At 41.0% G+C, this 25,400-nt stretch carries 24 protein-coding genes and 2 tRNA genes; 22 read left to right on the top strand and 4 right to left on the bottom strand.

Annotated features, from left to right (window positions below):
* Positions 1-24 precede the first annotated feature (24 nt).
* Entirely contained in the window at positions 25-666 is a 642-nt protein-coding gene (gene plsY / locus MK395_RS02665) for a glycerol-3-phosphate 1-O-acyltransferase PlsY (RefSeq protein ID WP_049490143.1), read from the bottom strand.
* 135 nt (positions 667-801) lie between these two features.
* On the opposite strand from plsY, the gene parE reads away from it, so the two are divergent.
* From parE to MK395_RS02690, 4 genes are all read left to right on the top strand, one after another.
* On the top strand, positions 802-2,745 hold the full coding sequence (parE, locus tag MK395_RS02670) for a DNA topoisomerase IV subunit B (RefSeq protein WP_049490142.1): 1,944 nt from the start codon (positions 802-804) through the stop codon (positions 2,743-2,745).
* A gap of 12 nt (positions 2,746-2,757) precedes the next feature.
* Positions 2,758-3,234, top strand: coding sequence for a hypothetical protein (locus MK395_RS02675; protein ID WP_080976179.1), 477 nt, complete (start codon positions 2,758-2,760; stop codon positions 3,232-3,234).
* 997 nt (positions 3,235-4,231) lie between these two features.
* Complete coding sequence (locus tag MK395_RS02685; protein ID WP_049490141.1) at positions 4,232-4,768, top strand: GNAT family N-acetyltransferase; 537 nt, start codon at positions 4,232-4,234, stop codon at positions 4,766-4,768.
* A gap of 16 nt (positions 4,769-4,784) precedes the next feature.
* Positions 4,785-5,597, top strand: coding sequence for an aminoglycoside 6-adenylyltransferase (locus MK395_RS02690; protein ID WP_049490140.1), 813 nt, complete (start codon positions 4,785-4,787; stop codon positions 5,595-5,597).
* A 9-nt stretch (positions 5,598-5,606) separates the two neighbouring features.
* Here the strand turns inward: MK395_RS02690 and MK395_RS02695 are convergent, their stop codons facing one another.
* On the bottom strand, positions 5,607-5,852 hold the full coding sequence (locus MK395_RS02695) for a hypothetical protein (RefSeq protein WP_049490139.1): 246 nt from the start codon (positions 5,850-5,852) through the stop codon (positions 5,607-5,609).
* A 464-nt stretch (positions 5,853-6,316) separates the two neighbouring features.
* On the opposite strand from MK395_RS02695, the gene parC reads away from it, so the two are divergent.
* From parC to MK395_RS02775, 16 genes are all read left to right on the top strand, one after another.
* Complete coding sequence (parC, locus tag MK395_RS02700; protein WP_268711226.1) at positions 6,317-8,797, top strand: DNA topoisomerase IV subunit A; 2,481 nt, start codon at positions 6,317-6,319, stop codon at positions 8,795-8,797.
* Positions 8,798-8,912: 115 nt separating this feature from the next.
* Positions 8,913-9,950: a branched-chain amino acid aminotransferase gene (locus MK395_RS02705; RefSeq protein ID WP_326845695.1), complete on the top strand. Its 1,038-nt coding sequence runs from the start codon at positions 8,913-8,915 to the stop codon at positions 9,948-9,950.
* A 110-nt stretch (positions 9,951-10,060) separates the two neighbouring features.
* Positions 10,061-10,291 (top strand): DUF2969 domain-containing protein, encoded by a 231-nt coding sequence (locus MK395_RS02710; RefSeq protein ID WP_000037107.1) that lies wholly within the window; start codon positions 10,061-10,063, stop codon positions 10,289-10,291.
* Positions 10,292-10,340: 49 nt separating this feature from the next.
* Positions 10,341-10,421 (top strand) — tRNA-Tyr (locus MK395_RS02715).
* An 8-nt stretch (positions 10,422-10,429) separates the two neighbouring features.
* Positions 10,430-10,501 (top strand) — tRNA-Gln (locus tag MK395_RS02720).
* 163 nt (positions 10,502-10,664) lie between these two features.
* Positions 10,665-11,867, top strand: a complete 1,203-nt coding sequence (gene rpsA, locus MK395_RS02725) for a 30S ribosomal protein S1 (protein ID WP_084972474.1) — start codon at positions 10,665-10,667, stop codon at positions 11,865-11,867.
* A gap of 82 nt (positions 11,868-11,949) precedes the next feature.
* The gene (locus MK395_RS02730) at positions 11,950-12,447 is read left to right on the top strand and encodes a GAF domain-containing protein (protein ID WP_084878429.1); all 498 of its coding nucleotides are present in this window, start codon (positions 11,950-11,952) and stop codon (positions 12,445-12,447) included.
* Positions 12,447-14,105 (top strand): DNA polymerase III subunit gamma/tau, encoded by a 1,659-nt coding sequence (gene dnaX, locus MK395_RS02735; RefSeq protein WP_268711227.1) that lies wholly within the window; start codon positions 12,447-12,449, stop codon positions 14,103-14,105. The genes MK395_RS02730 and dnaX overlap by 1 nt, the downstream gene beginning before the upstream one ends.
* A gap of 27 nt (positions 14,106-14,132) precedes the next feature.
* Positions 14,133-14,327 (top strand): DUF3272 family protein, encoded by a 195-nt coding sequence (locus tag MK395_RS02740; RefSeq protein WP_000198269.1) that lies wholly within the window; start codon positions 14,133-14,135, stop codon positions 14,325-14,327.
* Positions 14,328-14,479: 152 nt separating this feature from the next.
* Entirely contained in the window at positions 14,480-15,250 is a 771-nt protein-coding gene (gene sufC, locus MK395_RS02745) for a Fe-S cluster assembly ATPase SufC (protein WP_000114489.1), read from the top strand.
* Between the two features lie 27 nt (positions 15,251-15,277).
* Positions 15,278-16,540, top strand: coding sequence for a Fe-S cluster assembly protein SufD (gene sufD, locus MK395_RS02750; RefSeq protein ID WP_042902171.1), 1,263 nt, complete (start codon positions 15,278-15,280; stop codon positions 16,538-16,540).
* A gap of 10 nt (positions 16,541-16,550) precedes the next feature.
* Complete coding sequence (locus MK395_RS02755) at positions 16,551-17,777, top strand: cysteine desulfurase (RefSeq protein ID WP_268711228.1); 1,227 nt, start codon at positions 16,551-16,553, stop codon at positions 17,775-17,777.
* Positions 17,764-18,204: a Fe-S cluster assembly sulfur transfer protein SufU gene (gene sufU, locus MK395_RS02760; RefSeq protein WP_001218478.1), complete on the top strand. Its 441-nt coding sequence runs from the start codon at positions 17,764-17,766 to the stop codon at positions 18,202-18,204. The genes MK395_RS02755 and sufU overlap by 14 nt, the downstream gene beginning before the upstream one ends.
* Before the next feature lie 57 nt (positions 18,205-18,261).
* On the top strand, positions 18,262-19,674 hold the full coding sequence (gene sufB / locus MK395_RS02765; protein ID WP_049478151.1) for a Fe-S cluster assembly protein SufB: 1,413 nt from the start codon (positions 18,262-18,264) through the stop codon (positions 19,672-19,674).
* Positions 19,675-19,693: 19 nt separating this feature from the next.
* Positions 19,694-20,263, top strand: coding sequence for a hypothetical protein (locus tag MK395_RS02770; RefSeq protein WP_268711229.1), 570 nt, complete (start codon positions 19,694-19,696; stop codon positions 20,261-20,263).
* A gap of 212 nt (positions 20,264-20,475) precedes the next feature.
* Complete coding sequence (locus tag MK395_RS02775; RefSeq protein WP_268711230.1) at positions 20,476-21,873, top strand: APC family permease; 1,398 nt, start codon at positions 20,476-20,478, stop codon at positions 21,871-21,873.
* Between the two features lie 22 nt (positions 21,874-21,895).
* Here MK395_RS02775 and MK395_RS02780 read toward each other — a convergent pair whose 3' ends face one another.
* Entirely contained in the window at positions 21,896-22,744 is an 849-nt protein-coding gene (locus tag MK395_RS02780) for a YitT family protein (protein ID WP_268711231.1), read from the bottom strand.
* Positions 22,745-22,885: 141 nt separating this feature from the next.
* On the opposite strand from MK395_RS02780, the gene MK395_RS02785 reads away from it, so the two are divergent.
* Positions 22,886-23,722, top strand: coding sequence for a DegV family protein (locus MK395_RS02785; RefSeq protein WP_049490733.1), 837 nt, complete (start codon positions 22,886-22,888; stop codon positions 23,720-23,722).
* A gap of 107 nt (positions 23,723-23,829) precedes the next feature.
* Positions 23,830-24,105, top strand: coding sequence for an HU family DNA-binding protein (locus tag MK395_RS02790; protein ID WP_001284636.1), 276 nt, complete (start codon positions 23,830-23,832; stop codon positions 24,103-24,105).
* 131 nt (positions 24,106-24,236) lie between these two features.
* Here MK395_RS02790 and MK395_RS02795 read toward each other — a convergent pair whose 3' ends face one another.
* Positions 24,237-25,223 carry an L-lactate dehydrogenase gene (locus MK395_RS02795; protein ID WP_000204722.1) on the bottom strand — a complete coding sequence of 329 codons (987 nt, stop codon included), beginning with the start codon at positions 25,221-25,223 and terminating at the stop codon, positions 24,237-24,239.
* Between the last annotated feature and the right edge of the window lie 177 nt (positions 25,224-25,400).

Genomic DNA, 25,400 nt, shown 5'->3' on the forward strand with positions numbered 1-25,400 from the left:
AAAACGTCAGTTAAAACTGGCGTTTTATTTGTTAGGATGTTGATGGGTTAGGTTCAATCCCCAAGGGACAAGATTTTCAGTTTTATTTTTGATACGTGTGATATTATCCTTGTGACGAATGATAATCAAGCTAGCAAGTGCTAGGATAATCAAAATGAAGAGAGGGTCATAGCTGTTTAGGATAAATCCAAATAGCGGAAATAGGAGAACTCCGATAACGGCTGCGATAGAAGCAGAAACGCTAGACAGTGAAATCATACTACCTAGATAGAGGCTTCCAAAGAATACGATTGCTAGATAGAGACAGAAAACAGGCGCAAATCCGAAAATCACTCCAGCACTGGTTGCGACAGCCTTACCCCCCTTAAATCCTGCAAAGATAGGGAAAGTATGTCCAATCACAGCCAAAAGTCCAAATACAAGAGGTGACACACCTTGAAGGTGGAAAAGGATTGGAAGGAGAATGGCTAAGGTCCCTTTAAAGAAGTCAATCACAAAGGTTGCCATACCCGCTTTCTTACCTAAAATTCGGAAAGTATTGGTTGTTCCGGTGTTTCCAGAACCATGTTCACGCAGATTTGTTTGAAAGAAGATTTGTCCAATCCAGAGACCGGATGGAATCGAACCTAGCAGATAAGCTAAAATTAATAATACAAATGTCATCATAGAACTATTATACCATGAAATGGTATCGAAAGTCAGAGAATATCCTGTGAAATTGTGACAGCTGAAAGGGAAAAGCTTTGCAAAATCGCTAGAAAACCTGTAAAATAGAAAAGATGAACAAATAGGAGGTTCCTTGTGTCAAAAAAGGAAATCAATATTAATAACTACAATGATGACGCCATTCAGGTGCTAGAAGGGTTGGATGCGGTCCGTAAACGTCCGGGGATGTATATTGGATCGACTGACGGTGCTGGTCTCCATCACCTAGTTTGGGAAATTGTGGACAATGCAGTCGATGAGGCCTTGTCTGGATTTGGTGACCGCATTGATGTGACCATCAATAAAGACGGCAGTCTAACGGTTCAAGACCATGGTCGAGGGATGCCAACTGGGATGCATGCTATGGGGATTCCAACAGTTGAGGTTATCTTTACTATCCTTCACGCTGGAGGAAAATTCGGTCAAGGTGGCTACAAAACATCTGGTGGTCTTCACGGGGTTGGATCTTCCGTCGTCAATGCCTTATCTAGCTGGCTAGAAGTGGAAATTACCCGTGATGGAACGGTTTATAAACAACGTTTTGAAAATGGCGGGAAACCCGTCACAACCCTGAAGAAAATTGGTACGGCACCCAAGTCTAAGACAGGTACCAAGGTCACTTTCATGCCTGACGCGACGATTTTTTCTACGACTGACTTCAAGTACAATACCATTTCAGAACGACTCAATGAGTCAGCCTTTCTCTTAAAAAATGTCACCTTGTCTCTGACAGACAAACGAACAGATGAAGCGATTGAGTTTCACTATGAAAATGGAGTTCAGGACTTTGTTTCTTATCTGAACGAAGACAAGGAAACCTTGACGCCTGTTCTTTACTTCGAAGGCGAAGACAATGGTTTCCAAGTGGAAGTAGCCCTCCAGTACAATGATGGATTTTCAGATAACATTCTATCCTTTGTCAATAACGTTCGTACTAAAGATGGTGGAACACATGAGACAGGACTCAAGTCAGCCATTACTAAGGTCATGAATGACTACGCTCGTAAGACAGGTCTTCTAAAGGAAAAAGATAAAAACCTTGAAGGTTCAGACTATCGTGAGGGACTAGCTGCCGTTCTTTCTATCCTAGTTCCGGAAGAACACCTCCAGTTTGAAGGGCAGACCAAGGATAAACTTGGAAGTCCACTAGCTCGCCCTATTGTGGATGGAATTGTGTCTGACAAGTTGACTTTCTTCCTCATGGAAAATGGGGAACTGGCTTCTAATCTCATACGCAAGGCTATCAAGGCTCGTGATGCCCGTGAAGCAGCACGTAAGGCGCGTGATGAGAGCCGAAATGGTAAGAAAAATAAAAAAGACAAGGGCTTGTTGTCGGGTAAATTAACGCCAGCCCAGTCCAAAAACCCTGCCAAGAATGAACTCTATCTGGTCGAGGGTGATTCTGCCGGTGGCTCTGCCAAGCAAGGTCGTGACCGCAAGTTCCAGGCTATCCTACCTCTTCGTGGTAAAGTTATCAATACAGCCAAGGCTAAGATGGCAGATATCCTCAAAAATGAGGAAATCAACACTATGATTTATACCATCGGTGCGGGTGTGGGAGCAGACTTCTCTATTGAGGATGCTAACTATGACAAGATCATTATCATGACCGATGCGGATACCGATGGTGCCCATATCCAGACCTTGCTCTTAACCTTTTTCTATCGCTACATGCGTCCGCTAGTCGAGGCAGGCCATGTCTATATCGCTCTTCCACCTCTTTACAAGATGTCTAAAGGAAAAGGCAAGAAAGAAGAAGTGGCTTATGCTTGGACCGACGGAGAGCTAGAAGAACTTCGTAAGCAGTTCGGTAAAGGCGCAACCCTCCAACGCTACAAGGGACTTGGTGAAATGAATGCGGACCAGCTCTGGGAAACAACCATGAACCCAGAAACGCGTACCCTCATCCGTGTCACCATCGAAGACCTAGCACGCGCCGAACGTCGCGTAAACGTCCTCATGGGAGATAAGGTTGAACCACGCCGTAAGTGGATTGAGGATAATGTCAAGTTTACGCTTGAGGAAGCGACAGTGTTTTAAGGGGCATGAATAATGGTTGATTCAGGACATTCGATTTTTGGTAGTTACTTGGGTTTGATTTTCTTAGTTTCTTTACCCTCGGCTATTCTTGCATTCTACATTAACAGTCGAAAAAAAAGTTTCCAAGGTTTATATGCACCTATTGTATTTACTTTATTTATGATCTTGATGCTTTTATTCAATATGGATTCCTCAGAATCCAGTGCTTTAGTAGCGACTGCTATTATGCTGTTTATTGGTTTTCCTTTGATAGCAGGAGCCTTAGTCTACACACTTATTCGATTGTGTTATGTCTATCCGGAGAAACGGTGGAAGGCTTTTTTGATTTTCCTATCCTATGTTTTAGGCCCCCTATCTGTAGGTATTCTGGGATGGTATGTGGTAAATTTAGTTCAGATCCATCTGTTGACATTCTTGGTAATGATTTTGATGATTCTAGTTTCCTATCTTCCTCCTCTCTATCTCCATTACACCAAACGAAATCAGTAAGACACAGAATACTTTTTGGTTGGGTATAGTGATTAATTGCTTAGATTATGTCAGAGATGGCAAATGGTTTACGATTTATAATGAAAAATAATTTCAAACAGCTCTAAGTGATGAAGAAGTGAAATATGAGAACAGAATCCTAAATGCTTGGACCGATTTTAGGAACAGTTAAAACTTTAAAAGTTGACGCTGGTAAGAACTCAAGTATCTCCTCCTCAATAATCTGACGGATGACCTTACTCAGACCCGTTTCTTTAGGGGACGCTTTATACTATTTGAAGGATATTGTCTTTACCATACAGGAAAGTCGCATCGTTCAAGTAAAAATGGCCATCATATTTGTTATGTAAATAATATTTAGAACTAATGGAGGTGCACGATTGAATAGCGAATTTATAATTTCTATTTTCGTTGTTGTCATAGTTGTATTTGGCATTATAAGTGATTTAATATCCAACTTGGGGAGAAAAGAGTATGCTCGTTCAATATCCCTGTTTTTACTGTCCATTTTCACTATTGGTGTCTGTCTATCAGATATACCTGTGAAAGGTAACTTGTACTCTGGGTTAAAATTTATTTTGTTTTATCATGACTATTTCGCCCCCTTGATGTTTGTTTATTCATTTTATACTCTATATAAGAGCGTAATCCATTGTAGGCATTTTACGAGTAAATTTGCTATAATACTTCTGATTAATGCCACCTTTATCTTTCTCCTTTCATTGGTAAATATATTTGTTGTATGGGAAATCATAAAAAATTACCAAAGAAGTAACATAATATCTATTTGTTATATTTTAATTGTTTTGGGGATTTGTTCAACTATCCAATTCATTGTAGGGGAACTTGAGAAGAAAAGAATACGAGGCATCCAAAAACAAGAGGAGCAAGACGGCTATGAAAAATGACTCTATAAAAGATATGTGCAGTCAACATAGAAGTGAAGCGAAAATGCAGAGGAGTTGTGAGGTAAGAAAGTTTGCAGAGGAGTGTTTAGATGACTATTCTTGAAACAGACCGTCTCATTATACGGGACTTGCAAGAATCTGATTTGCCGACTTTGATCGCTATGAATCAGGATCCGGAGGTCATGCAGTATTTCCCAAAGCCGTATAGTCAAGCGGAGTCCTTGCGGCTTTATCAGGGCATTCAAGATGAAGTTAAGGTATATGGATACAGTCTTTGGGCTGTTGAAGAAAAGAACAGTCAGGAGTTTGTCGGCTTGGTAGGTCTGCACCATTCGGATTTACGGATTTTTGCTGGAAAAGAAGTTGTAGAAATCGGCTGGCGTCTGCGAAAAGAGTTTTGGAATCGAGGTTATGCGACGGAGGCTGCCCAAGCCTGTCTAGACTTCGCTTTCCAGCAAGCTGGCTTATCAGAAGTTTACTCTTTTACATCCTTACTCAATCTCCCTTCGCAAAAAATCATGCAAAAGCTAGGTATGGAATTTGTCAAAGAATTTGATAATGAAAAAGTTCCAGCAGCCAGTCCCCTTTATAGACATGTCCTCTACAGAATCAAGAATCTCCACTAAAAAGGCAGGTATTCCCATGAGAACTGAACCCCAAATGCTAGATTTAATTTTGCAAACCGCAAAAGTGCTACAGGTTAGCGCTGTCGCTATGTCTGGTTCACGGACAAATCCAAAGGCTCCAAAAGACGAGTTTCAAGATTATGATGTTGTTTTTGTCGTGGACGACTTAGATAATCTGACGAGTGACCTTTCTTGGTTGGACCAGTTTGGCAAACGTATTATAGAGCAAGAAGTCACCCTTGGTCACCGTCGCCTCTATCTCATGCTTTTTGAAGATGGCAAACGGATTGATTTGACACTCTGCCCCAAAGACCACATCCAAGAGTGGGTGGATAGTGAAGCAGGGTTCACTGTTTTAGAAGATAAGAAGGGTTTATTTGAACCCTACTTTCCAAGTCCTCAACGTTTTTGGACAAGTCCAGCTAGTCAGACAGATTTTGAAAAAGCTTGTAATGAATTTTGGTGGGTGTCAGCCTACGTGGTTAAAGGGATTTGTCGCAAGCAAGCCATCTATGCCACGGATCATCTCTACGGAATTTGCCAACAAGAACTCCTGAAGATCTTGGCTTGGCAGGTCGCAAGTGATAGGGGAAAGGTCGATATCGGCAAGAACTACAAGTATCTTTTCCATAATTTACCTACAGAGAAAGAGAAGGAATTCTCTGCTCTCCTTGATTTTTCAAGTGTAGAAAAACTTACTCAGTCATTGTTTGCTACGATGCAACTTTTTCACAGGGGAGCTCAAATCCTTGCTCAAAAGATGGGCTTTGCCTACGATAAGGAAGTGGCTGAGAAGATGATTGAGTATGCTGAGGAAAGGTTGAGCTAGTATGCTAGATTATGTATTTGCTTTATTTTTCATGGGATTCCCAGGAGTCCAAATTTTAGTATTGGTGTCTTCTATATTTCTAGCTATTAATAGAAATAAGTTAAATAAAAGGGTGTATGGATTATTTTTCCCGATCATTATAACGATGTGTAATATTTGGCTTTTCTCAATAGATCGCACAGAACTTTTTGATGATGCTTTAAGATTTTCTTTCTTTCTAATTTCTTTTTGTTTACCAATGCTTATTTCTTCCACACTCTATCACTCAATACGCTTATATTATTTATACAAATCAATCAAATGGAGAGTCTTCCCTATAAGTTTCTGTTATTTATTCGGTTTAATTTTTCATTATCTTAATACAATGCATTGGGAGGAGCTATTTCGAGGGCAAAAGTTTGTATTTGATATCTTACTGATATCAACTGCTATAATTTCTTATTTACCTTGTCTATATTTGTACATACTTCAAAGAAGAAAGAACAATCCTTAGGGAATAGTTGCTTTTGCTTAATCTAAATAAGCGTTTGTGAATGACTTAAATAGTATCTAAAAATATTTTTCTCAATATCAATTTTAATCTGAAAATATACTCTACATTCTTTGAAAGGAGTTGAACACGCCCTAAATGCTGTGTAAAAAAGATAAATTCTCTTGCGAGCATCGCTCACTTTAAGAATTTCCTATTTTCACTTTGCATTTTACGGGCTTAGTATCCTATGTCTAATATTCAAAATATGTCCCTTGAGGACATCATGGGAGAGCGCTTTGGTCGCTACTCCAAGTACATCATTCAAGACCGGGCTTTGCCAGATATTCGTGATGGATTGAAGCCGGTTCAGCGTCGTATTCTTTATTCGATGAATAAGGATGGCAATACCTTTGACAAGAGCTACCGTAAGTCTGCCAAATCTGTCGGTAACATTATGGGGAATTTCCACCCACATGGGGATTCTTCTATCTATGATGCCATGGTTCGTATGTCACAGGACTGGAAAAACCGTGAGATTCTAGTTGAAATGCACGGTAATAACGGTTCTATGGACGGTGATCCGCCTGCGGCAATGCGTTATACTGAGGCGCGTTTGTCTGAGATTGCTGGTTATCTCCTTCAGGATATCGAGAAAAAGACAGTTCCTTTTGCTTGGAACTTTGACGATACCGAGAAAGAGCCAACTGTTTTGCCAGCAGCCTTTCCAAACCTTCTGGTCAATGGTTCGACTGGGATTTCAGCTGGATATGCCACAGATATTCCACCACATAATTTAGCTGAGGTTATTGATGCGACAGTCTACATGATTGACCACCCAACTGCCAAGGTAGAAAAGCTCATGGAATTCTTGCCTGGACCAGACTTCCCTACAGGAGCTATCATCCAAGGGCGTGACGAAATAAAGAAGGCTTATGAAACTGGGAAAGGGCGCGTGGTTGTTCGTTCCAAGACGGAGATTGAAAAGCTAAAAGGCGGTAAGGAGCAAATCGTTATCACTGAGATTCCTTATGAAATCAATAAAGCCAATCTCGTCAAGAAAATCGATGATGTTCGTGTCAATAACAAGGTAGCTGGTATTGCTGAGGTTCGTGATGAGTCTGACCGTGACGGTCTTCGTATCGCTATTGAGCTCAAGAAAGATGCTAATACCGAGCTCGTACTCAACTATCTCTTCAAATACACTGACCTTCAAATCAACTACAACTTCAACATGGTGGCGATTGACAATTTCACACCTCGTCAGGTTGGGATTGTCCCAATTTTGTCTAGCTATATCGCCCACCGTCGTGAAGTGATTTTGGCGCGTTCCCGCTTTGACAAGGAAAAGGCTGAGAAACGTCTGCATATCGTTGAAGGTTTGATTCGCGTGATTTCGATTTTGGACGAAGTCATTGCCCTTATCCGTGCTTCTGAGAACAAGGCTGACGCTAAGGAAAACCTCAAGGTCAGCTATGAGTTTACTGAGGAGCAGGCTGAAGCCATCGTGACCTTACAACTTTACCGTTTGACCAATACAGACGTGGTTGTCTTGCAGGAAGAAGAAGCAGAATTGCGTGAAAAGATTGCCATGCTTGCGGCTATCATCGGTGATGAACGGACTATGTACAATCTTATGAAGAAAGAACTCCGTGAGGTTAAAAAGAAATTTGCGACACCACGTTTGAGTACTTTGGAAGATACTGCGAAAAAAATCGAGATTGATACAGCTAGTTTGATTGCCGAGGAAGATACCTATGTCAGCGTGACTAAGGCAGGTTATATCAAGCGTACCAGTCCACGTTCCTTTGCAGCATCCACTCTGGAAGAAATTGGCAAGCGTGATGATGATCGTTTGATCTTTGTACAAACTGCCAAGACAACCCAGCACCTCTTGATGTTCACAACTCTTGGGAATGTCATTTATCGACCAATCCATGAATTGGCAGACATTCGCTGGAAGGACATCGGAGAGCACTTGAGCCAAACGATTACAAACTTTGAAACTAACGAAGAAATTCTCTATGCAGAAGTAGTGGATCAGTTTGATGATGCGACAACTTATTTTGCAGCGACTCGCCTTGGTCAAATCAAACGCGTAGAACGCAAAGAATTCTCTCCATGGCGGACCTACAAGTCGAAGTCTGTTAAGTATGCTAAGCTCAAAGATGAGACAGACCAGATTGTAGCAGTAGCACCAATCAAACTGGATGATGTTCTCTTGATTAGTCAAAATGGTTATGCCCTTCGTTTCAATATCGAAGAGGTTCCCGTTGTCGGTGCCAAGGCTGCGGGTGTCAAGGCTATGAACCTGAAAGCAGATGATGTCCTCCAATCCGCCTTTATATGTAACACTTCATCCTTCTACCTCTTGACCCAACGTGGTAGCTTGAAACGTGTCTCTTGTGAGGAAATTCCAGCGACCAGCCGTGCCAAACGAGGCCTACAAGTCTTGCGTGAGTTGAAAAACAAACCGCATCGTGTCTTCTTGGCTGGAGCAGTTTCAGAGCAAGGATTCGTTGGTGATCTTTTTAGTACAGAAGTAGAAGAAAACGACCAAACGTTACTTGTCCAATCTAACAAGGGAACAATCTATGAGAGCCGATTGCAAGATTTGAACTTGTCTGAACGCACTAGCAATGGAAGCTTTATTTCAGACACGATTTCAGATGAAGAAGTTTTCGATGCTTACCTCAAAGAAGTCTTTAAAGAAGATAAAGCAAATTCTTAAAAAGAATCAGTCCAGAGGGCTGATTTCTTTATGTTGAAAAAATTTTCAGAAAATTACAAATAATACTTGAAATTTTACTAGAAAAGTGTAGAATAGAACACATAGTTTGAATAGTATAAAGGAGAAACACATGACAGTTGCAATTGATTGGGAAAATCTTGGTTTTGCTTATATGAAACTACCTTACCGTTATATCGCTCACTACAAAAATGGTCAATGGGATCAAGGGGAATTGACAGAGGATGCAACCTTGCATATTTCAGAGTCTTCTCCAAGTCTCCACTATGGACAGCAAGCATTTGAGGGATTGAAAGCCTATCGTACCAAGGACGGCAGTGTTCAATTGTTCCGTCCTGACGAAAATGCCAAGCGTTTGCAACGTACTTGTGACCGTCTTTTGATGCCACAAGTTCCGACAGAAATGTTTGTAGAAGCTTGTAAAGCAGTTGTGCGTGCAAATGAAGAATACGTCCCACCATATGGAACAGGTGGAACCCTTTATCTTCGTCCACTTTTGATTGGTGTTGGGGATATTATTGGGGTTAAACCAGCAGAAGAGTATATTTTCACCATCTTTGCTATGCCAGTTGGTAACTATTTTAAAGGTGGTTTAGTCCCAACCAACTTCTTGATTCAGGATGAATACGACCGTGCCGCTCCAAATGGTACTGGAGCAGCTAAGGTAGGTGGGAACTATGCTGCTAGTCTCCTCCCAGGTAAAATGGCCAAGTCACGTCAATTTTCAGATGTTATCTACCTAGACCCATCTACACATACAAAGATTGAAGAAGTCGGTTCAGCTAACTTCTTTGGAATTACAGCTGACAATGAATTTGTAACACCATTGAGTCCATCTATCTTGCCATCTATTACCAAGTATTCTTTGCTTTACTTGGCAGAACACCGCTTGGGCTTGACACCGATTGAAGGCGATGTTCCAATCGATAATTTGGAGCGTTTTGTAGAGGCAGGTGCTTGTGGAACAGCAGCAGTTATTTCTCCAATTGGAGGCATCCAACATGGCGATGATTTCCATGTTTTCTATAGTGAAACAGAAGTAGGTCCTGTAACACGGAAACTCTATGATGAATTGACTGGTATCCAATTCGGTGATGTTGAAGCACCAGAGGGATGGATTGTCAAAGTGGACTAAACGACATAAAGTAAAGAGAAACTCCATACAGTTGTAAGGCTGAAATGGAGTTTTTTCTTGCTAGTTTGAGCATTTTCTTGTACAATAGAAAAAGTGAAAAGAGGTAGAGTATGAGTAAAAAAGATAAGAAAATTGAAATCCAATTAACTGATGCAAAAGTGACTGTTGGAAAAGACAGTTATGAAGGATACGTTTTGACGATCGGGAAAAAGGTTATTGGGGAAATTGCCGAATTAGATAGCCAATTTGCCATCATAAAGAATGGAAATGTCGATAGTTTTTATAAAAAACTTGAAAAAGCTGTGGAAATTTTGATTGAAAACTATAATTTGACAAAATAATACTTGTTTTATTGAAAATTTCATGATATAATAGTTCTCGTTAAACATTGGAGAGATAGCGAAGAGGCTAAACGCGGCGGACTGTAAATCCGCTCCTTCGGGTTCGGGGGTTCGAATCCCTCTCTCTCCATTCATCAATGGGGTATAGCCAAGCGGTAAGGCAAGGGACTTTGACTCCCTCATGCGTTGGTTCGAATCCAGCTACCCCAGTTCTTAGGTAATAAATTCAAGATAAAAAGAAAAATATCTTAGGGTATTTTATTTTTATAATTGAAAGACGTGAACGATATGAACATGTCTTTGCGGGTGCTTAGGAAAAAAATTATAAGTATGTCAAGTTTTTGAAAAACTTGATTGTTGGAGGATTTTTTAGATGAACGAATTTGAAGATTTGCTAAATAGCGTTAGCCAAGTTGAGCCTGGTGATGTTGTTAGTGCTGAAGTATTGACAGTTGATGCGACTCAAGCTAACGTTGCAATCTCTGGGACTGGTGTTGAAGGTGTCTTGACTCTTCGCGAATTGACAAACGATCGCGATGCAGATATCAATGACTTTGTGAAAGTAGGAGAAGTATTGGATGTTCTTGTACTTCGTCAAGTAGTTGGTAAAGATACTGATACAGTTACATACCTTGTATCTAAAAAACGCCTTGAAGCTCGCAAAGCATGGGACAAACTTGTAGGACGCGAAGAAGAAGTTGTTACTGTTAAAGGAACTCGTGCCGTTAAAGGTGGACTTTCAGTAGAATTTGAAGGTGTTCGTGGATTCATCCCAGCTTCAATGTTGGATACTCGTTTCGTACGTAACACTGAGCGTTTCGTAGGTCAAGAATTTGATGCTAAAATCAAGGAAGTTGATCCTAAAGAAAACCGCTTCATCCTTTCACGTCGTGAAGTTGTTGAAGCAGCTACTGCAGCAGCTCGTGCTGAAGTATTCGGTAAATTGGCTGTTGGTGATGTTGTAACTGGTAAAGTTGCTCGTATCACTAGCTTTGGTGCTTTCATCGACCTTGGTGGTGTTGATGGATTGGTTCACTTGACTGAATTGTCACACGAACGTAACGTATCACCTAAATCAGTTGTAACTGTTGGTGAAGAAATCGAAGTGAAAATCCTTGATCTTAATGAAGAAGAAGGACGCGTATCACTTTCACTTAAAGCAACAACACCTGGACCATGGGATGGCGTTGAGCAAAAATTGGCTAAAGGTGATGTAGTAGAAGGAACAGTTAAACGTTTGACTGACTTCGGTGCATTTGTTGAAGTATTGCCAGGTATCGATGGACTTGTTCACGTATCACAAATTTCACACAAACGTATCGAAAATCCAAAAGAAGCTCTTACTGTTGGTCAAGAAGTTACTGTTAAAGTCCTTGATGTTAACGCTGATGCAGAACGTGTATCACTTTCTATCAAAGCTCTTGAAGAACGTCCAGCTCAAGAAGAAGGACAAAAAGAAGAAAAACGTGTTGCTCGTCCACGTCGTCCAAAACGTCAAGAAAAACGTGATTTCGAACTTCCAGAAACACAAACAGGATTCTCAATGGCTGACTTGTTCGGTGATATCGAACTTTAATCAAATTGATAATCACAAAATCCTTTGTTTAAAACAAGGGATTTTTCTTTTGTCTCTTTCCCATTTTTGATATAATAGTTCTATGTTAGATTCAGAAAAACAATCACAATATCAATTGTTAAATGAGGAACTCTCTTATTTACTTGAAGGTGAGAGCAATGTTCTTGCCAATCTTTCGAATGCTAGTGCCCTCCTAAAATCTCGCTTTCCCAATACTGTATTTGCAGGGTTTTATCTGTTTGATGGTAGCGAGTTGGTTTTAGGGCCTTTTCAGGGTGGTGTTTCTTGTATTCGCATTCCGCTTGGAAAAGGCGTATGTGGAGAAGCTGCTGAGTTTCAAGAGACTGTTTTAGTTGGCGATGTGAGCACCTATCCAAACTACATTTCTTGTGATAGTATGGCCAAGAGTGAAATCGTGGTTCCCATGCTCAAGAATGGTCAATTGCTGGGTGTCTTAGACCTAGATTCTTCACTTATTGATGATTACAATGCCGTTGACCGTGATTACTTGGAACAATTTGTCGCTATTTTGCTTGAGAAGACAGAATGGGACTTTACGATGTTTGAGGAGAAAGCCTAATGTATCAAGCACTTTATCGAAAATATAGAAGCCAGACTTTTTCACAACTAGTAGGTCAAGAGGTTGTAGCTAAAACCCTAAAACAAGCGGTCGAGCAGGAAAAGATTAGTCATGCCTATCTTTTCTCGGGTCCTCGTGGGACTGGGAAGACCAGTGTGGCCAAGATTTTTGCCAAGGCTATGAACTGTCCGAACCAAGTGGACGGAGAACCATGTAATAACTGCTATATCTGCCAAGCAGTGACAGAAGGTAGCTTAGAAGATGTTATCGAAATGGATGCTGCTTCAAATAATGGAGTTGATGAAATCCGAGAAATTCGTGATAAATCCACCTATGCACCTAGTTTGGCACGTTATAAGGTCTATATCATAGACGAGGTTCATATGTTGTCTACTGGAGCTTTTAATGCGCTTTTAAAGACCCTAGAAGAACCAACTCAAAATGTTGTCTTTATCTTGGCGACCACCGAATTGCACAAGATTCCAGCAACTATTTTATCGCGTGTCCAACGTTTTGAGTTTAAATCGATTAGAACGCAAGATATCACAGCACATATTCATCATATTTTAGAAAAAGAACATATCAGTTCTGAACCAGATGCTGTAGAAATCATTGCTAGACGAGCTGAAGGTGGGATGCGGGATGCCTTGTCTATTCTGGACCAAGCCTTGAGTTTGACTCAAGGGAATGCTTTAACTACAGCTATCTCTGAGGAGATTACAGGCACCATTAGTCTATCAGCGCTTGATGACTATGTAGCCGCCTTGTCTCAGCAGGATGTTTCAAAAGCTCTTGATTCTTTGAATCTTTTGTTTGAAAATGGCAAGAGCATGACTCGTTTTGTGACGGACCTCTTGCGGTATTTGCGTGATCTACTAGTTGTTCAGACAGGTGGCGAAAATACTCATCATAGTCCAGTTTTTATGGACAATCTAGCTCTTTCTCAGGAAAGTCTCTTTGAAATGATTCGAATAGCGACTGTGAGCTTGGCGGATATGAAAGCTAGCCTGCAACCTAAGATTTATGCTGAGATGATGACTATTCGTTTAGCTGAGATTAAGCCTGAATCTGCGGTTTCGGGAACTGTTGAAAGTGAAATTTCTGCACTGAGACAGGAAGTCGCCCGTCTTAAACAAGAACTTGCCAATGTTGAAACAGCTCCTAAACAAGTGGCGCCAGTCCCTAGCCGTCCAGCCACTTCCAAGACAGTCTATCGAGTAGACCGTAATAAGGTTCAGGCTATCCTACAAGAAGCTGTTGAAAATCCTGAATTGGCACGGCAAAACTTGATTCGCCTCCAGAATGCATGGGGGGAAGTGATCGAAAGCTTAGCTGGACCTGATAAGGCTCTGCTTGTTGGTTCTCAACCAGTTGCGGCAAACGAACACCATGCTATTTTAGCCTTTGAGTCTAATTTCAATGCAGGGCAAACCATGAAACGGGATAACCTCAATACCATGTTTGGCAATATTCTCAGCCAGGCGGCTGGATTTTCACCTGAAATCCTGGCAATTTCCCTAGAGGAATGGAAAGAGGTTCGTGCAGCATTTTCAGCTAGAAACAAGTCTTCTCAAGCTGATCAAGAGGCGGAAGAAGAAAGCCTAATTCCAGAAGGATTTGAATTTCTGGCTGATAAAGTCATGGTCGAAGAAGACTAAAAGTGGATTTCATGGTACAATAATCCTATGACTAGACAACAATTTATCGTGATAGCACTATTTACCGCTGCTGAGACTTATTTTTTCAATGAAGCTTGGATGACGGGTCGCTATTTCATGGCAGCCTTTTGGGCCATTCTTCTTTTTCGAAATTTTAGGTTAAGTTATGTAATGGGGAAAATAGTAGATGCCATTGATCAGCACCTAAACCGCAAGGATTAGTCACTAGCTTCTAAACAAAATCAAAGCCTTTTAGGCTTTTTTTTGTTATACTAGTAGAGTATATTTATGGACCTTTTCTTGTATTTTTTAGAGAAATGTAAGTGATTTCGCTAAAAATAAAGGAAGTAGGCCAGAAAAAGAAAGGAACTATCATGTCAGTATTAGAGATCAAAGATCTTCACGTTGAGATTGAAGGAAAAGAAATTTTGAAAGGGGTCAATCTGACTCTGAAAACAGGAGAAATCGCAGCTATCATGGGACCAAATGGTACTGGTAAATCGACTCTTTCTGCCGCTATCATGGGGAACCCTAACTATGAAGTTACTAAAGGTGAGGTCTTGTTTGATGGTGTAAACATCCTTGAATTGGAAGTAGACGAGCGTGCGCGTATGGGTCTTTTCCTTGCTATGCAATACCCATCTGAAATCCCTGGAATTACCAACGCAGAGTTTCTTCGTGCAGCCATGAATGCTGGTAAAGAAGATGATGAAAAGATTTCAGTTCGTGAGTTCATCACTAAACTAGACGAGAAAATGGAATTGCTCAACATGAAAGAAGAAATGGCAGAGCGTTACCTCAACGAAGGTTTCTCAGGTGGTGAGAAAAAACGTAATGAAATTCTTCAACTCTTGATGTTGGAACCAACATTTGCCCTTTTGGATGAGATTGACTCAGGTCTTGATATTGACGCCCTTAAAGTTGTGTCTAAAGGTGTCAATGCCATGCGTGGTGAAGGCTTTGGTGCTATGATTATCACTCACTACCAACGTCTCTTGAACTACATCACACCAGACGTGGTCCACGTGATGATGGAAGGTCGTGTTGTCCTTTCTGGTGGTCCAGAATTGGCTGCACGCTTGGAACGTGAAGGATACGCGAAACTAGCTGAAGAACTTGGATATGACTACAAGGAAGAATTGTAATTCCCTCGTATCTTTTAGGAGAAGTAAATGACTAAAGAGAATATTAAACTTTTTTCAGAAATGCACGCTGAACCAAGCTGGTTGGCTGACCTCCGTCAAAAAGCTTTTGATAAGATTGAGAGTTTGGAATTACCAGTCATTGAGCGTGTCAAATTTCACCGTTGGAATCTGGGAGATGGAACCATCACAGAAAGTGAGCCTTCAGCAAATGTTCCTGACTTCACGGCTCTAGATAATCACTTGAAGTTGGTGCAAGTAGGAACGCAGACTGTTTTTGAACAAACTCCAGTTGAATTGGCTGAACAAGGAGTAATCTTTACAGACTTCCACTCAGCTTTAGAAGAAATTCCCGAACTTATCGAGGAATTCTTCATGTCATCTGTTAAGTATGACGATGACAAGTTGGCAGCCTACCATACAGCTTACTTTAACAGTGGTGCTGTTCTCTATATTCCAGATAACGTAGAAATCACAGAGCCAATCGAAGGGATTTTCTACCAAGACAGCGATAGCGATGTGCCATTTAACAAGCATATTATGATTATCGCTGGTAAAAATTCTAAGATTAGTTATCTGGAGCGTTTAGAGTCACGAGGTGAAGGTAGTGCGAAGGCAACTGCCAATATCACAGTTGAAGTGATTGCTCGTTCTGGTGCACAAGTGAAATTTGCTGCTATTGACCGTTTAGGTGAAAATGTCACTGCCTACATTAGCCGCCGTGGTAAACTAGGCAACGATGCAAGCATTGACTGGGCAATCGGTGTCATGAACGAAGGAAATGTTGTTGCTGATTTTGATAGCGATTTGATTGGAAATGGTAGCCATGCTGACCTTAAAGTCGTAGCTCTTTCAAGTGGTCGTCAGGTTCAAGGGATTGACACTCGTGTGACTAACTATGGTTGCAACTCAATCGGAAATATCCTTCAACATGGGGTTATCCTTGAAAAAGCAACTTTGACCTTCAATGGGATCGGTCACATCATCAAGGGTGCCAAGGGAGCAGATGCGCAACAAGAAAGCCGTGTTCTCATGCTTTCAGACCAAGCGCGTTCAGATGCCAACCCAATTCTTTTGATTGATGAAAATGACGTTACTGCAGGTCACGCGGCTTCTATCGGTCAGGTGGATCCAGAAGACATGTACTACCTCATGAGTCGTGGTTTGGATAAGGCGACTGCGGAACGTTTGGTTGTTCGCGGTTTCCTTGGCTCCGTAATTGTTGAGATTCCAGTCAAAGAAGTTCGTGACGAAATGATTGCAACTATTGAAGAAAAATTGTCAAAACGCTAAGGGGAAGCCTATGTTAGATGTAGAAGCGATTCGTAAGGATTTTCCAATTTTAGACCAGATTGTCAACGATGAACCTCTGGTCTATCTGGACAATGCTGCGACGACACAAAAACCACTAGCAGTTCTGGAAACAATCAACCGCTACTATGAGCAGGACAATGCCAATGTTCACCGTGGTGTTCATACCTTGGCTGAGCGAGCAACAGCTTCTTATGAAGCTGCTCGTGAAACCATTCGTAAGTTTATCAATGCAGGCTCTACAAAGGAAGTTCTCTTTACCAGAGGAACGACAACCAGCCTTAACTGGGTGGCGCGCTTTGCTGAGGAAATCCTGACTGAGGGAGACCAGGTCTTGATTTCAGTAATGGAACACCATTCTAATATCATTCCATGGCAGGAAGCTTGTCGCAAGACTGGGGCAGAGCTTGTCTATGTTTATCTCAAGGACGGAGCTCTGGATATGGATGACTTGCGCGCTAAATTGACGGACAAGGTCAAGTTTGTTTCGCTAGCTCATGCCTCTAATGTCCTTGGTGTGGTTAATCCTATCAAAGAAATCACGCAATTGGCCCACCAAGTTGGAGCTATTATGGTGGTGGATGGCGCTCAATCTACGCCCCATATGAAGATCGATGTCCAGGACTTGGATGTGGACTTCTTTGCCTTTTCAGGTCACAAGATGGCTGGTCCGACTGGTATTGGTGTTCTTTACGGTAAAGAAAAGTATCTGGAACAAATGTCACCAGTTGAATTTGGCGGTGAGATGATCGATTTCGTCTATGAGCAATCTGCTAGTTGGAAGGAATTGCCATGGAAATTTGAGGCTGGAACGCCAAATATGGCAGGTCCTATCGGACTTGCTGCAGCAGTGGATTATCTGGAAAAGATTGGTATGGATGCCATTGAATCTCATGAACAGGAATTGATAGCATATGTCTATCCAAAATTGCAGGCCATTGAAGGTTTGACCATTTATGGTTCGCAGGACTTGGCTCAACGTTCAGGTGTCATTGCCTTTAACCTAGGGGATCTTCATCCTCATGATCTTGCTACAGCATTAGATTATGAAGGAGTGGCTGTTCGTGCTGGTCACCATTGCACCCAACCTTTGCTTCAGTATTTGGAAGTCCCGGCAACAGCTCGTGCAAGTTTTTATATCTACAATACCAAGGCAGATTGTGACAAGCTAGTTGATGCCCTACAAAAGACAAAGGAGTTTTTCAATGGCACTTTCTAAACTAGATAGCCTTTATATGGCAGTGGTAGCGGACCATTCGAAAAATCCACATCACCAAGGGAAGCTGGAAGATGCTGAGCAAATCAGTCTCAATAATCCAACCTGTGGGGATGTTATCAACCTCTCTGTCAAGTTTGATGCAGAGGACCGTTTGGAAGATATTGCTTTTCTAAATTCAGGATGCACGATTTCAACTGCCTCTGCTAGTATGATGACAGATGCAGTTTTAGGCAAGACCAAACAAGAAATTTTAGAACTTGCGACTATTTTTTCTGAAATGGTTCAAGGGCAAAAAGATGAGCGTCAAGACCAACTTGGAGACGCGGCTTTCTTATCAGGTGTTGCCAAATTCCCACAACGGATTAAGTGTGCAACTCTAGCTTGGAATGCACTTAAGAAAACAATTGAAGATCAAGAAAAACAGTAAGACAAGTTTCTTTTGTCTTACGAATCAGTAGAAATGAAGAATGAAAGAAAGGATATTATGGCTGAAGAAAGAGTAGAACCAAAACCAATTGACCTTGGTGAATATAAATTTGGTTTCCATGACGATGTAGAGCCTGTCCTATCGACAGGAAAAGGATTGAATGAAGAAGTCATTCGCGAATTATCAGCTGCTAAGGGAGAACCTGAGTGGATGTTAGAATTCCGTTTGAAGTCTTATGAAACCTTCAAAAAAATGCCTATGCAAACCTGGGGAGCAGACTTGTCAGAGATTGATTTTGATGACTTGATCTACTACCAAAAACCTTCTGATAAACCTGCCCGTTCTTGGGATGATGTACCTGAAAAGATTAAAGAAACCTTTGAACGTATCGGTATTCCAGAAGCTGAACGTGCTTATCTAGCAGGGGCCTCTGCCCAGTACGAGTCAGAAGTGGTATACCACAACATGAAGGAAGAGTTTGAGAAATTGGGGATTATCTTTACAGATACGGATTCTGCCCTCAAGGAATACCCAGACTTGTTTAAACAATACTTTGCGAAGTTGGTACCACCGACTGATAACAAGTTGGCAGCCCTCAACTCTGCAGTATGGTCGGGTGGAACCTTTATCTACGTGCCAAAAGGTGTCAAGGTAGATATTCCACTTCAAACCTACTTCCGTATCAACAACGAAAATACAGGTCAGTTCGAACGTACCTTGATTATTGTTGATGAAGGAGCAAGCGTCCACTACGTAGAAGGATGTACAGCACCAACTTATTCTAGCAACAGCTTGCACGCTGCCATTGTAGAAATTTTCGCTTTGGACGGAGCTTATATGCGCTATACAACCATCCAAAACTGGTCTGATAATGTCTATAACTTGGTAACAAAACGTGCCAAAGCTTTGAAAGATGCGACTGTTGAGTGGATTGATGGTAACTTGGGTGCTAAAACAACCATGAAATATCCATCTGTTTACCTAGATGGAGAAGGAGCGCGTGGTACCATGCTCTCTATCGCCTTTGCTAATGCTGGGCAACACCAAGACACGGGTGCTAAGATGATCCACAACGCCCCACATACAAGCTCGTCTATCGTGTCTAAATCCATCGCAAAAGGCGGAGGAAAGGTGGACTACCGTGGACAAGTAACCTTTAACAAGAACTCTAAGAAATCTGTTTCTCATATCGAGTGTGATACCATTATCATGGATGACTTGTCAGCGTCAGATACCATTCCATTCAATGAAATCCACAACTCGCAAGTCGCATTGGAACACGAAGCCAAAGTATCTAAGATTTCAGAGGAACAACTCTACTACCTCATGAGCCGTGGTTTGTCAGAATCTGAGGCAACCGAGATGATCGTTATGGGATTTGTAGAGCCCTTCACAAAAGAACTTCCAATGGAATATGCAGTTGAGCTTAACCGCTTGATTAGTTATGAAATGGAAGGATCTGTCGGATAAAACCCAAAAGGAGAAGCAAATGGGATTCTTAAAAAAATTATTTGGCAATGTTGAAAAAGCGAATAAAGGTGAAATTCCTGTCGAGGAAATTGTTCCACCTTTTACAGTTGATTTAGTAGAAGAAGCAGATGATTATTGGCGACAAATGGAACAAAACCTCTTGATAAACGCTGTAAAAGCTGCTGGTGGTCCTGAGGCAGTAGAACGTGCTTTTGTTCTTGCTAATTTCAAGGAAAATCAAGAAACCTTTGAGCTCTTTTATCAGGTAAATGGTCAACTTCTTTCATGGAGAGAGATGGATGCGACTGTTGTTGATAAAATCAGCAATCAACTCCTTCCGCAAGCGGCAGAAGTAGCGCGTGCAGTAAATGAAAATTATGAAGAGGCAAATGTACCAGTAATCCAGTACGCTATGCTTCAGTTTGAAACTGCAACCATGGCTTGGTTTGGTCGGAAGCTGACAACAGCTTCTCCAGAAGCACAACTGACTTTTGAAGAATTGGTATCTGGTTGGCGCGCTATTTTGGAACAAGAAGTTCCAAATCGTCCTTTAGATAGTGACCGTCCGTTCCCTTACTTTGAAGTTTAAAATTCCAAATCCTTAAAAAACTTTCAATGGAGTATACTGTTGAACCTACTCGCTTGATCAGTAACAAATTGAAAAAATCAGTGGTTAAAAATGCAAATTCTGAACAGGAATCCTTTCTGTTCAGAATTTTTTTCAAAAAAGAAGCTAATAAATATTCACAAAAATACTTTTATATGGTAAAATAAAACAATTACATTTAGTGGAGATGAAGAATGAATATTTTTAGAACCAAGGATGTTAGTCTGAGACAGACAGAGATGCATCGCCATTTGAAATTGTGGGATTTGATTCTTCTAGGTATTGGTGCCATGGTGGGGACGGGGATTTTCACCATTACAGGAACAGCAGCAGCCACGTTAGCTGGTCCATCACTAGTGATTTCCATTGTGATTTCTGCCCTGTGTGTTTCTCTTTCAGCCCTCTTTTTCGCAGAATTTGCCTCTCGTGTGCCTGCTACTGGTGGTGCTTATAGTTACCTCTATGCAATTCTAGGAGAATTGCCAGCCTGGATTGCTGGTTGGTTGACCATCATGGAATTCATGACAGCTGTTTCAGGTGTGGCGTCTGGCTGGGCAGCTTACTTTAAGGGACTGCTCAGTAATTATGGTATCTCCATGCCCCAAGCCTTGAATGGAACCTTTAATCCTGAACAGGGAACCTATATCGATCTTTTGCCTATTTTAGTACTGACATTGGTAACGGGATTGGTTTTATTAAATTCTAAGGCAGCTTTGAGATTTAATTCGCTTTTAGTGGTCTTGAAATTCTCAGCTCTCGCCTTATTTATCCTAGTTGGTATTTGGTACATCAAGCCTGAAAATTGGACGAATTTTGCTCCATTTGGTTTTGGTCAACTATATGGTGGAAGTACTGGGATTATGGCGGGTGCATCTTTGATGTTCTTTGGATTTCTCGGATTTGAGTCTATTTCCATGGCAGTTGATGAAATTCAAAGCCCGCAAAAAAATATTCCCCGCGGAATCGTGCTTTCTCTGACAATCGTCACCATTCTCTATGCTTTGGTAACCTTAGTATTGACAGGGATTGTTCACTACAGTAAGCTCAATGTGGACGATGCAGTAGCATTTTCATTACGGAGTATTGGTATCGGCTGGGCGGCAAATTATGTTTCGCTTGTAGCCATTCTAACCCTGATAACCGTATGTATCTCCATGACTTATGCTTTGTCTCGGATGATTTATAGCTTAGCACGTGATGGACTTTTACCTCAAAGTTTCAAACAATTAAGCAAGACTAGTCGCGTTCCTAAAAATGCGACCCTCTTAACAGGAGTTGCTTCAGCCATTGCTGCAGGAGTCTTTCCTCTAGCCAGTATTGCAGCCTTCTTAAATATCTGTACGCTAGCTTATCTCATTTTGCTAGCCTACGGAATAATAAAACTCAGAAAGGATAAGGGCATGCCAAAAGAGGGAGAGTTTAAAACTCCCTTGGTGCCACTTTTGCCAATTCTTTCCATTCTTATCTGTGTTTCCTTTATGCTTCAATATAGTCTAGATACCTGGATTGCTTTTGGCATTGTTCTTGTAGTTGGTCTAGTCATTTACTTTGCTTACGGGGTTCGCCATTCAACGCTCGCAGAAGCAGAATAAAAGCTGGGAATTCCCAGCTTTTTTAATCTTTCACATAAGTGAATCCTTCACCCAGAATTTCATGAGCCTCAGTGATGGTGATAAAGGCTTGAGGGTCAATTTTGTGAATCATATCTTTCATTTTTACGATTTCGTTTCGACCGACGATACAGTAGATAATTTTTAAATCCTTTTTGCTGTAGTAGCCTTGACCAGATATAAAGGTAACGCCACGTCCGAGTTCATCGTTAATCTCTTTGGCCAATTGATCAGGATATTGGGTAATAATCATAAATCCTTTACCAGCATAACCTCCTTCGCCTATCAAGTCGATAACACGAGCGATGATAAAGTCAAATAAGAGGGTATAGGTAACTAGACGAAGGTCCTGGAAGATAATCAAAATCAACATTAGGATAAAAAAGTCAATCCCAAAGAGCAATTTACCAATCGAAATATTGGTGTATTTGTTGAGGATACGGGCAACGATATCAGAGCCACCAGTGGTTCCACCAGCATTAAAGATAATTCCTAAACCAACCCCTAGTAAGACACCTGAGACTAAAGCGACAATGATGAGATCCCCTTGCAAGTCGATGTGCAAAGGAATGCGCTCAAAGATTGCTAGCCAAACGGAAAGTGAAATAGATCCTAGAAGGCTGGAGTAGAGGGTCTTAGGTCCAAATATCTTCCAAGCCAGGATAAATAAAGGGATATTAATCAAGAGGTTCATCAATGAGACAGGAATCTTAAAGAGATAGTAGGTAATCAAGGTAATACCTGTCGCCCCACCCTCAAATAAATGATAAGGAACAACAAAGTAGGTAAGACCGAAGGCATAGATAGCAGCTCCCCAAATAATGGTAATAATCGGTTGAAGTTTTCGAATCATAGCTGTTCCTCACTTTTCTATAGATAGATTATACCAAAAATTCAGTTCTTTTCATCGGATCACTTATGATTTTTTATCATTTTTTTGATATAATAAAGGAGAAAATCCCAATCCTATCGAGAAGAATAGAAAGATTGAATTATGACACAAGTAAAAATTGTAACGGACTCTTCTGTTACTATCGAACCAGAAGTAGTTAAAGAATTAAATATCACTGTTGTCCCTCTATCAGTTATGATTGATAGTGTGCTTTATTCGGATGCAGATTTGAAAGAGGGAGAATTCCTTCATCTTATGCAACAAAGTAAGAATCTGCCTAAAACAAGCCAGCCACCTGTAGGAGTGTTTGCTGAGGTCTTTGAAGAACTAGGTAAAGATGGCAGTCAAATTATCGCCATTCACATGTCCCATGCCTTGTCTGGAACTGTGGAAGCTGCTCGCCAAGGGGCAAGTCTCTCAACTGCTGATGTAACAGTTATTGATAGTTCCTTTACAGATCAAGCGATGAAGTTCCAAGTTGTTGAAGCCGCAAAACTTGCTAAAGAGGGTAAAGACTTAGAAACGATCTTAGCTCATGTAGAGGACGTCAAAAATCATACAGAACTTTATATCGGTGTTTCGACGCTAGAAAACTTAGTTAAGGGTGGTCGTATTGGACGTGTGACAGGATTACTAAGCTCACTCTTGAATATTCGTGTAGTAATGCAGATGAAAAACCACGAACTCCAACCAATCGCCAAAGGACGTGGAGCGAAAACTTTCAAAAAGTGGCTTGAGGAATTAACCAATACTCTTTCCCAAAAATCAGTTGCAGAAATTGGAATTTCCTATGCTGGAACGAACGAATTGGCGAATGAGATGAAGGCATTATTGCAACCTTATGTTGAGAAGCCAATCTCTGTATTGGAAACTGGCTCTATTATTCAAACTCATACTGGAGAGAATGCTTGGGCAATTCTAATTCGCTACAATTCCTAAAAAAATAGAGAAAAAATGGTCAAAATAGTGTTTTTGACTTGACCTATAGCCGATTTTAGGATATGATTATATTTGTTAATTAGAAATTATTTGGAGGATTTGTTAACATGGCAAACAAACAAGATTTGATCGCTAAAGTAGCAGAAGCTACAGAATTGACTAAGAAAGATTCAGCAGCAGCAGTTGACGCTGTATTTGCAGCAGTAACTGAATACCTTGCAGCTGGTGAAAAAGTTCAATTGATCGGTTTCGGTAACTTTGAAGTTCGTGAGCGTGCTGCACGTAAAGGTCGCAACCCACAAACTGGTAAAGAAATCAAAATCGCAGCTTCTAAAGTACCAGCATTCAAAGCTGGTAAAGCTCTTAAAGACGCTGTTAAATAATGAATTTTCAAAAAGCCTATTGTATCAAGCTTCATTGCTTGATCGATAGGCTTTTTTTGTTTATTTGAAAAGTTGAGTTATGATTCTGTGCAAAAAGAAAAAGGTTCCCATGTTTGAGAACCTTTTTTTCATTAGTTTTTAGAAGCTGCTTGGAATTCAGGGTTTTTCCATGCTTCATCAATGATAGCTTGCAATTCTTTAGCAGATGCTTGCATTTTTTGAGTTTCAGCGTCGTTCAATGGAATGTTTACTGGACGAACGATACCATGTGCACCAACAACAGCTGGTTGACCGATAAAGACGTTTTTAACACCGTATTGACCTTCTTGGAAGACTGAAAGTGGAAGTACTGCATTTTCGTCATCAAGAATTGCTTTTGTGATACGAGCAAGCGCTACAGCGATACCATAGTATGTAGCTCCTTTTTTGTTGATGATTGTGTAGGCAGCGTCACGAACACCTTCGAACAATTCAATCAATTCAGCTTCTTGAACGTTTTGAGTATCTTTAAGGAATTCTTCAAGGTTTACACCAGCGATGTTAGCGTGTGACCAAACCGCAAATTCAGAATCTCCGTGTTCACCCATGATGTAGGCGTGAACTGAACGAGCATCAACATCCAATTTTTCAGCAAGTGCTTGACGGAAACGTGCTGAGTCAAGTGAAGTACCTGAACCGATAACACGTTCTTTAGGGAATCCAGAGAATTTCCAAGTTGAGTAAGTCAAAACGTCAACTGGGTTAGCTGCAACAAGGAAGATACCATCGAAACCTGATTCAACAACTTGTGTTACGATTGATTTGTTGATAGCCAAGTTTTTACCTACAAGGTCAAGGCGAGTTTCACCCGGTTTTTGAGGAGCACCTGCAGTGATAACAACAAGGTCAGCGTCTGCACAGTCAGAGTATTGAGCAGCGTAGATTTTTTTAGGTGAAGTGAAGGCAAGGGCGTGGCTAAGGTCAAGCGCATCACCAACAGCTTTTTCATGCAATTGTGGAATTTCGATAATTCCAAGCTCTTGTGCAATTCCTTGGTTAACAAGTGCGAAAGCGTAAGATGAACCTACGGCACCGTCACCAACAAGGATCACTTTTTTGTGTTGTTTAGTTGAAGTCATTATCTAAACATCTCCTTCATTTTTTTTTAGGGGAATCCCCAGACACTTTCATTCTATCACTTTTAAAAAGCTTTGTCACGAATATTCTATTCGGTCATCGATGTAAACGTTTTAGTGATTTCCAAAGACTGAAATGAAGGACGAATTATGGTATAATATATCTAATTACTAATAGTG

This window comes from Streptococcus oralis, from assembly GCF_026782085.1.
GTDB classification, from domain to species: Bacteria; Bacillota; Bacilli; order Lactobacillales; family Streptococcaceae; genus Streptococcus; species Streptococcus oralis_DA.

Coding starts and splice junctions, on each gene's coding strand:
- MK395_RS02730 (WP_084878429.1), top strand. CDS start 11,950: ATGTTAGATTCAGAAAAACAATCACAATATCAATTGTTAAATGAGGAA.
- sufC (WP_000114489.1), top strand. CDS start 14,480: ATGTCAGTATTAGAGATCAAAGATCTTCACGTTGAGATTGAAGGAAAA.
- MK395_RS02690 (WP_049490140.1), top strand. CDS start 4,785: ATGAGAACTGAACCCCAAATGCTAGATTTAATTTTGCAAACCGCAAAA.
- MK395_RS02790 (WP_001284636.1), top strand. CDS start 23,830: ATGGCAAACAAACAAGATTTGATCGCTAAAGTAGCAGAAGCTACAGAA.
- plsY (WP_049490143.1), bottom strand. CDS start 666: ATGATGACATTTGTATTATTAATTTTAGCTTATCTGCTAGGTTCGATT.
- MK395_RS02775 (WP_268711230.1), top strand. CDS start 20,476: ATGAATATTTTTAGAACCAAGGATGTTAGTCTGAGACAGACAGAGATG.
- MK395_RS02780 (WP_268711231.1), bottom strand. CDS start 22,744: ATGATTCGAAAACTTCAACCGATTATTACCATTATTTGGGGAGCTGCT.
- sufU (WP_001218478.1), top strand. CDS start 17,764: ATGGCACTTTCTAAACTAGATAGCCTTTATATGGCAGTGGTAGCGGAC.
- MK395_RS02685 (WP_049490141.1), top strand. CDS start 4,232: ATGACTATTCTTGAAACAGACCGTCTCATTATACGGGACTTGCAAGAA.
- MK395_RS02710 (WP_000037107.1), top strand. CDS start 10,061: ATGAGTAAAAAAGATAAGAAAATTGAAATCCAATTAACTGATGCAAAA.
- MK395_RS02785 (WP_049490733.1), top strand. CDS start 22,886: ATGACACAAGTAAAAATTGTAACGGACTCTTCTGTTACTATCGAACCA.
- MK395_RS02675 (WP_080976179.1), top strand. CDS start 2,758: ATGGTTGATTCAGGACATTCGATTTTTGGTAGTTACTTGGGTTTGATT.
- MK395_RS02755 (WP_268711228.1), top strand. CDS start 16,551: ATGTTAGATGTAGAAGCGATTCGTAAGGATTTTCCAATTTTAGACCAG.
- sufB (WP_049478151.1), top strand. CDS start 18,262: ATGGCTGAAGAAAGAGTAGAACCAAAACCAATTGACCTTGGTGAATAT.
- sufD (WP_042902171.1), top strand. CDS start 15,278: ATGACTAAAGAGAATATTAAACTTTTTTCAGAAATGCACGCTGAACCA.
- MK395_RS02740 (WP_000198269.1), top strand. CDS start 14,133: ATGACTAGACAACAATTTATCGTGATAGCACTATTTACCGCTGCTGAG.
- rpsA (WP_084972474.1), top strand. CDS start 10,665: ATGAACGAATTTGAAGATTTGCTAAATAGCGTTAGCCAAGTTGAGCCT.
- MK395_RS02795 (WP_000204722.1), bottom strand. CDS start 25,223: ATGACTTCAACTAAACAACACAAAAAAGTGATCCTTGTTGGTGACGGT.
- parC (WP_268711226.1), top strand. CDS start 6,317: ATGTCTAATATTCAAAATATGTCCCTTGAGGACATCATGGGAGAGCGC.
- dnaX (WP_268711227.1), top strand. CDS start 12,447: ATGTATCAAGCACTTTATCGAAAATATAGAAGCCAGACTTTTTCACAA.
- MK395_RS02770 (WP_268711229.1), top strand. CDS start 19,694: ATGGGATTCTTAAAAAAATTATTTGGCAATGTTGAAAAAGCGAATAAA.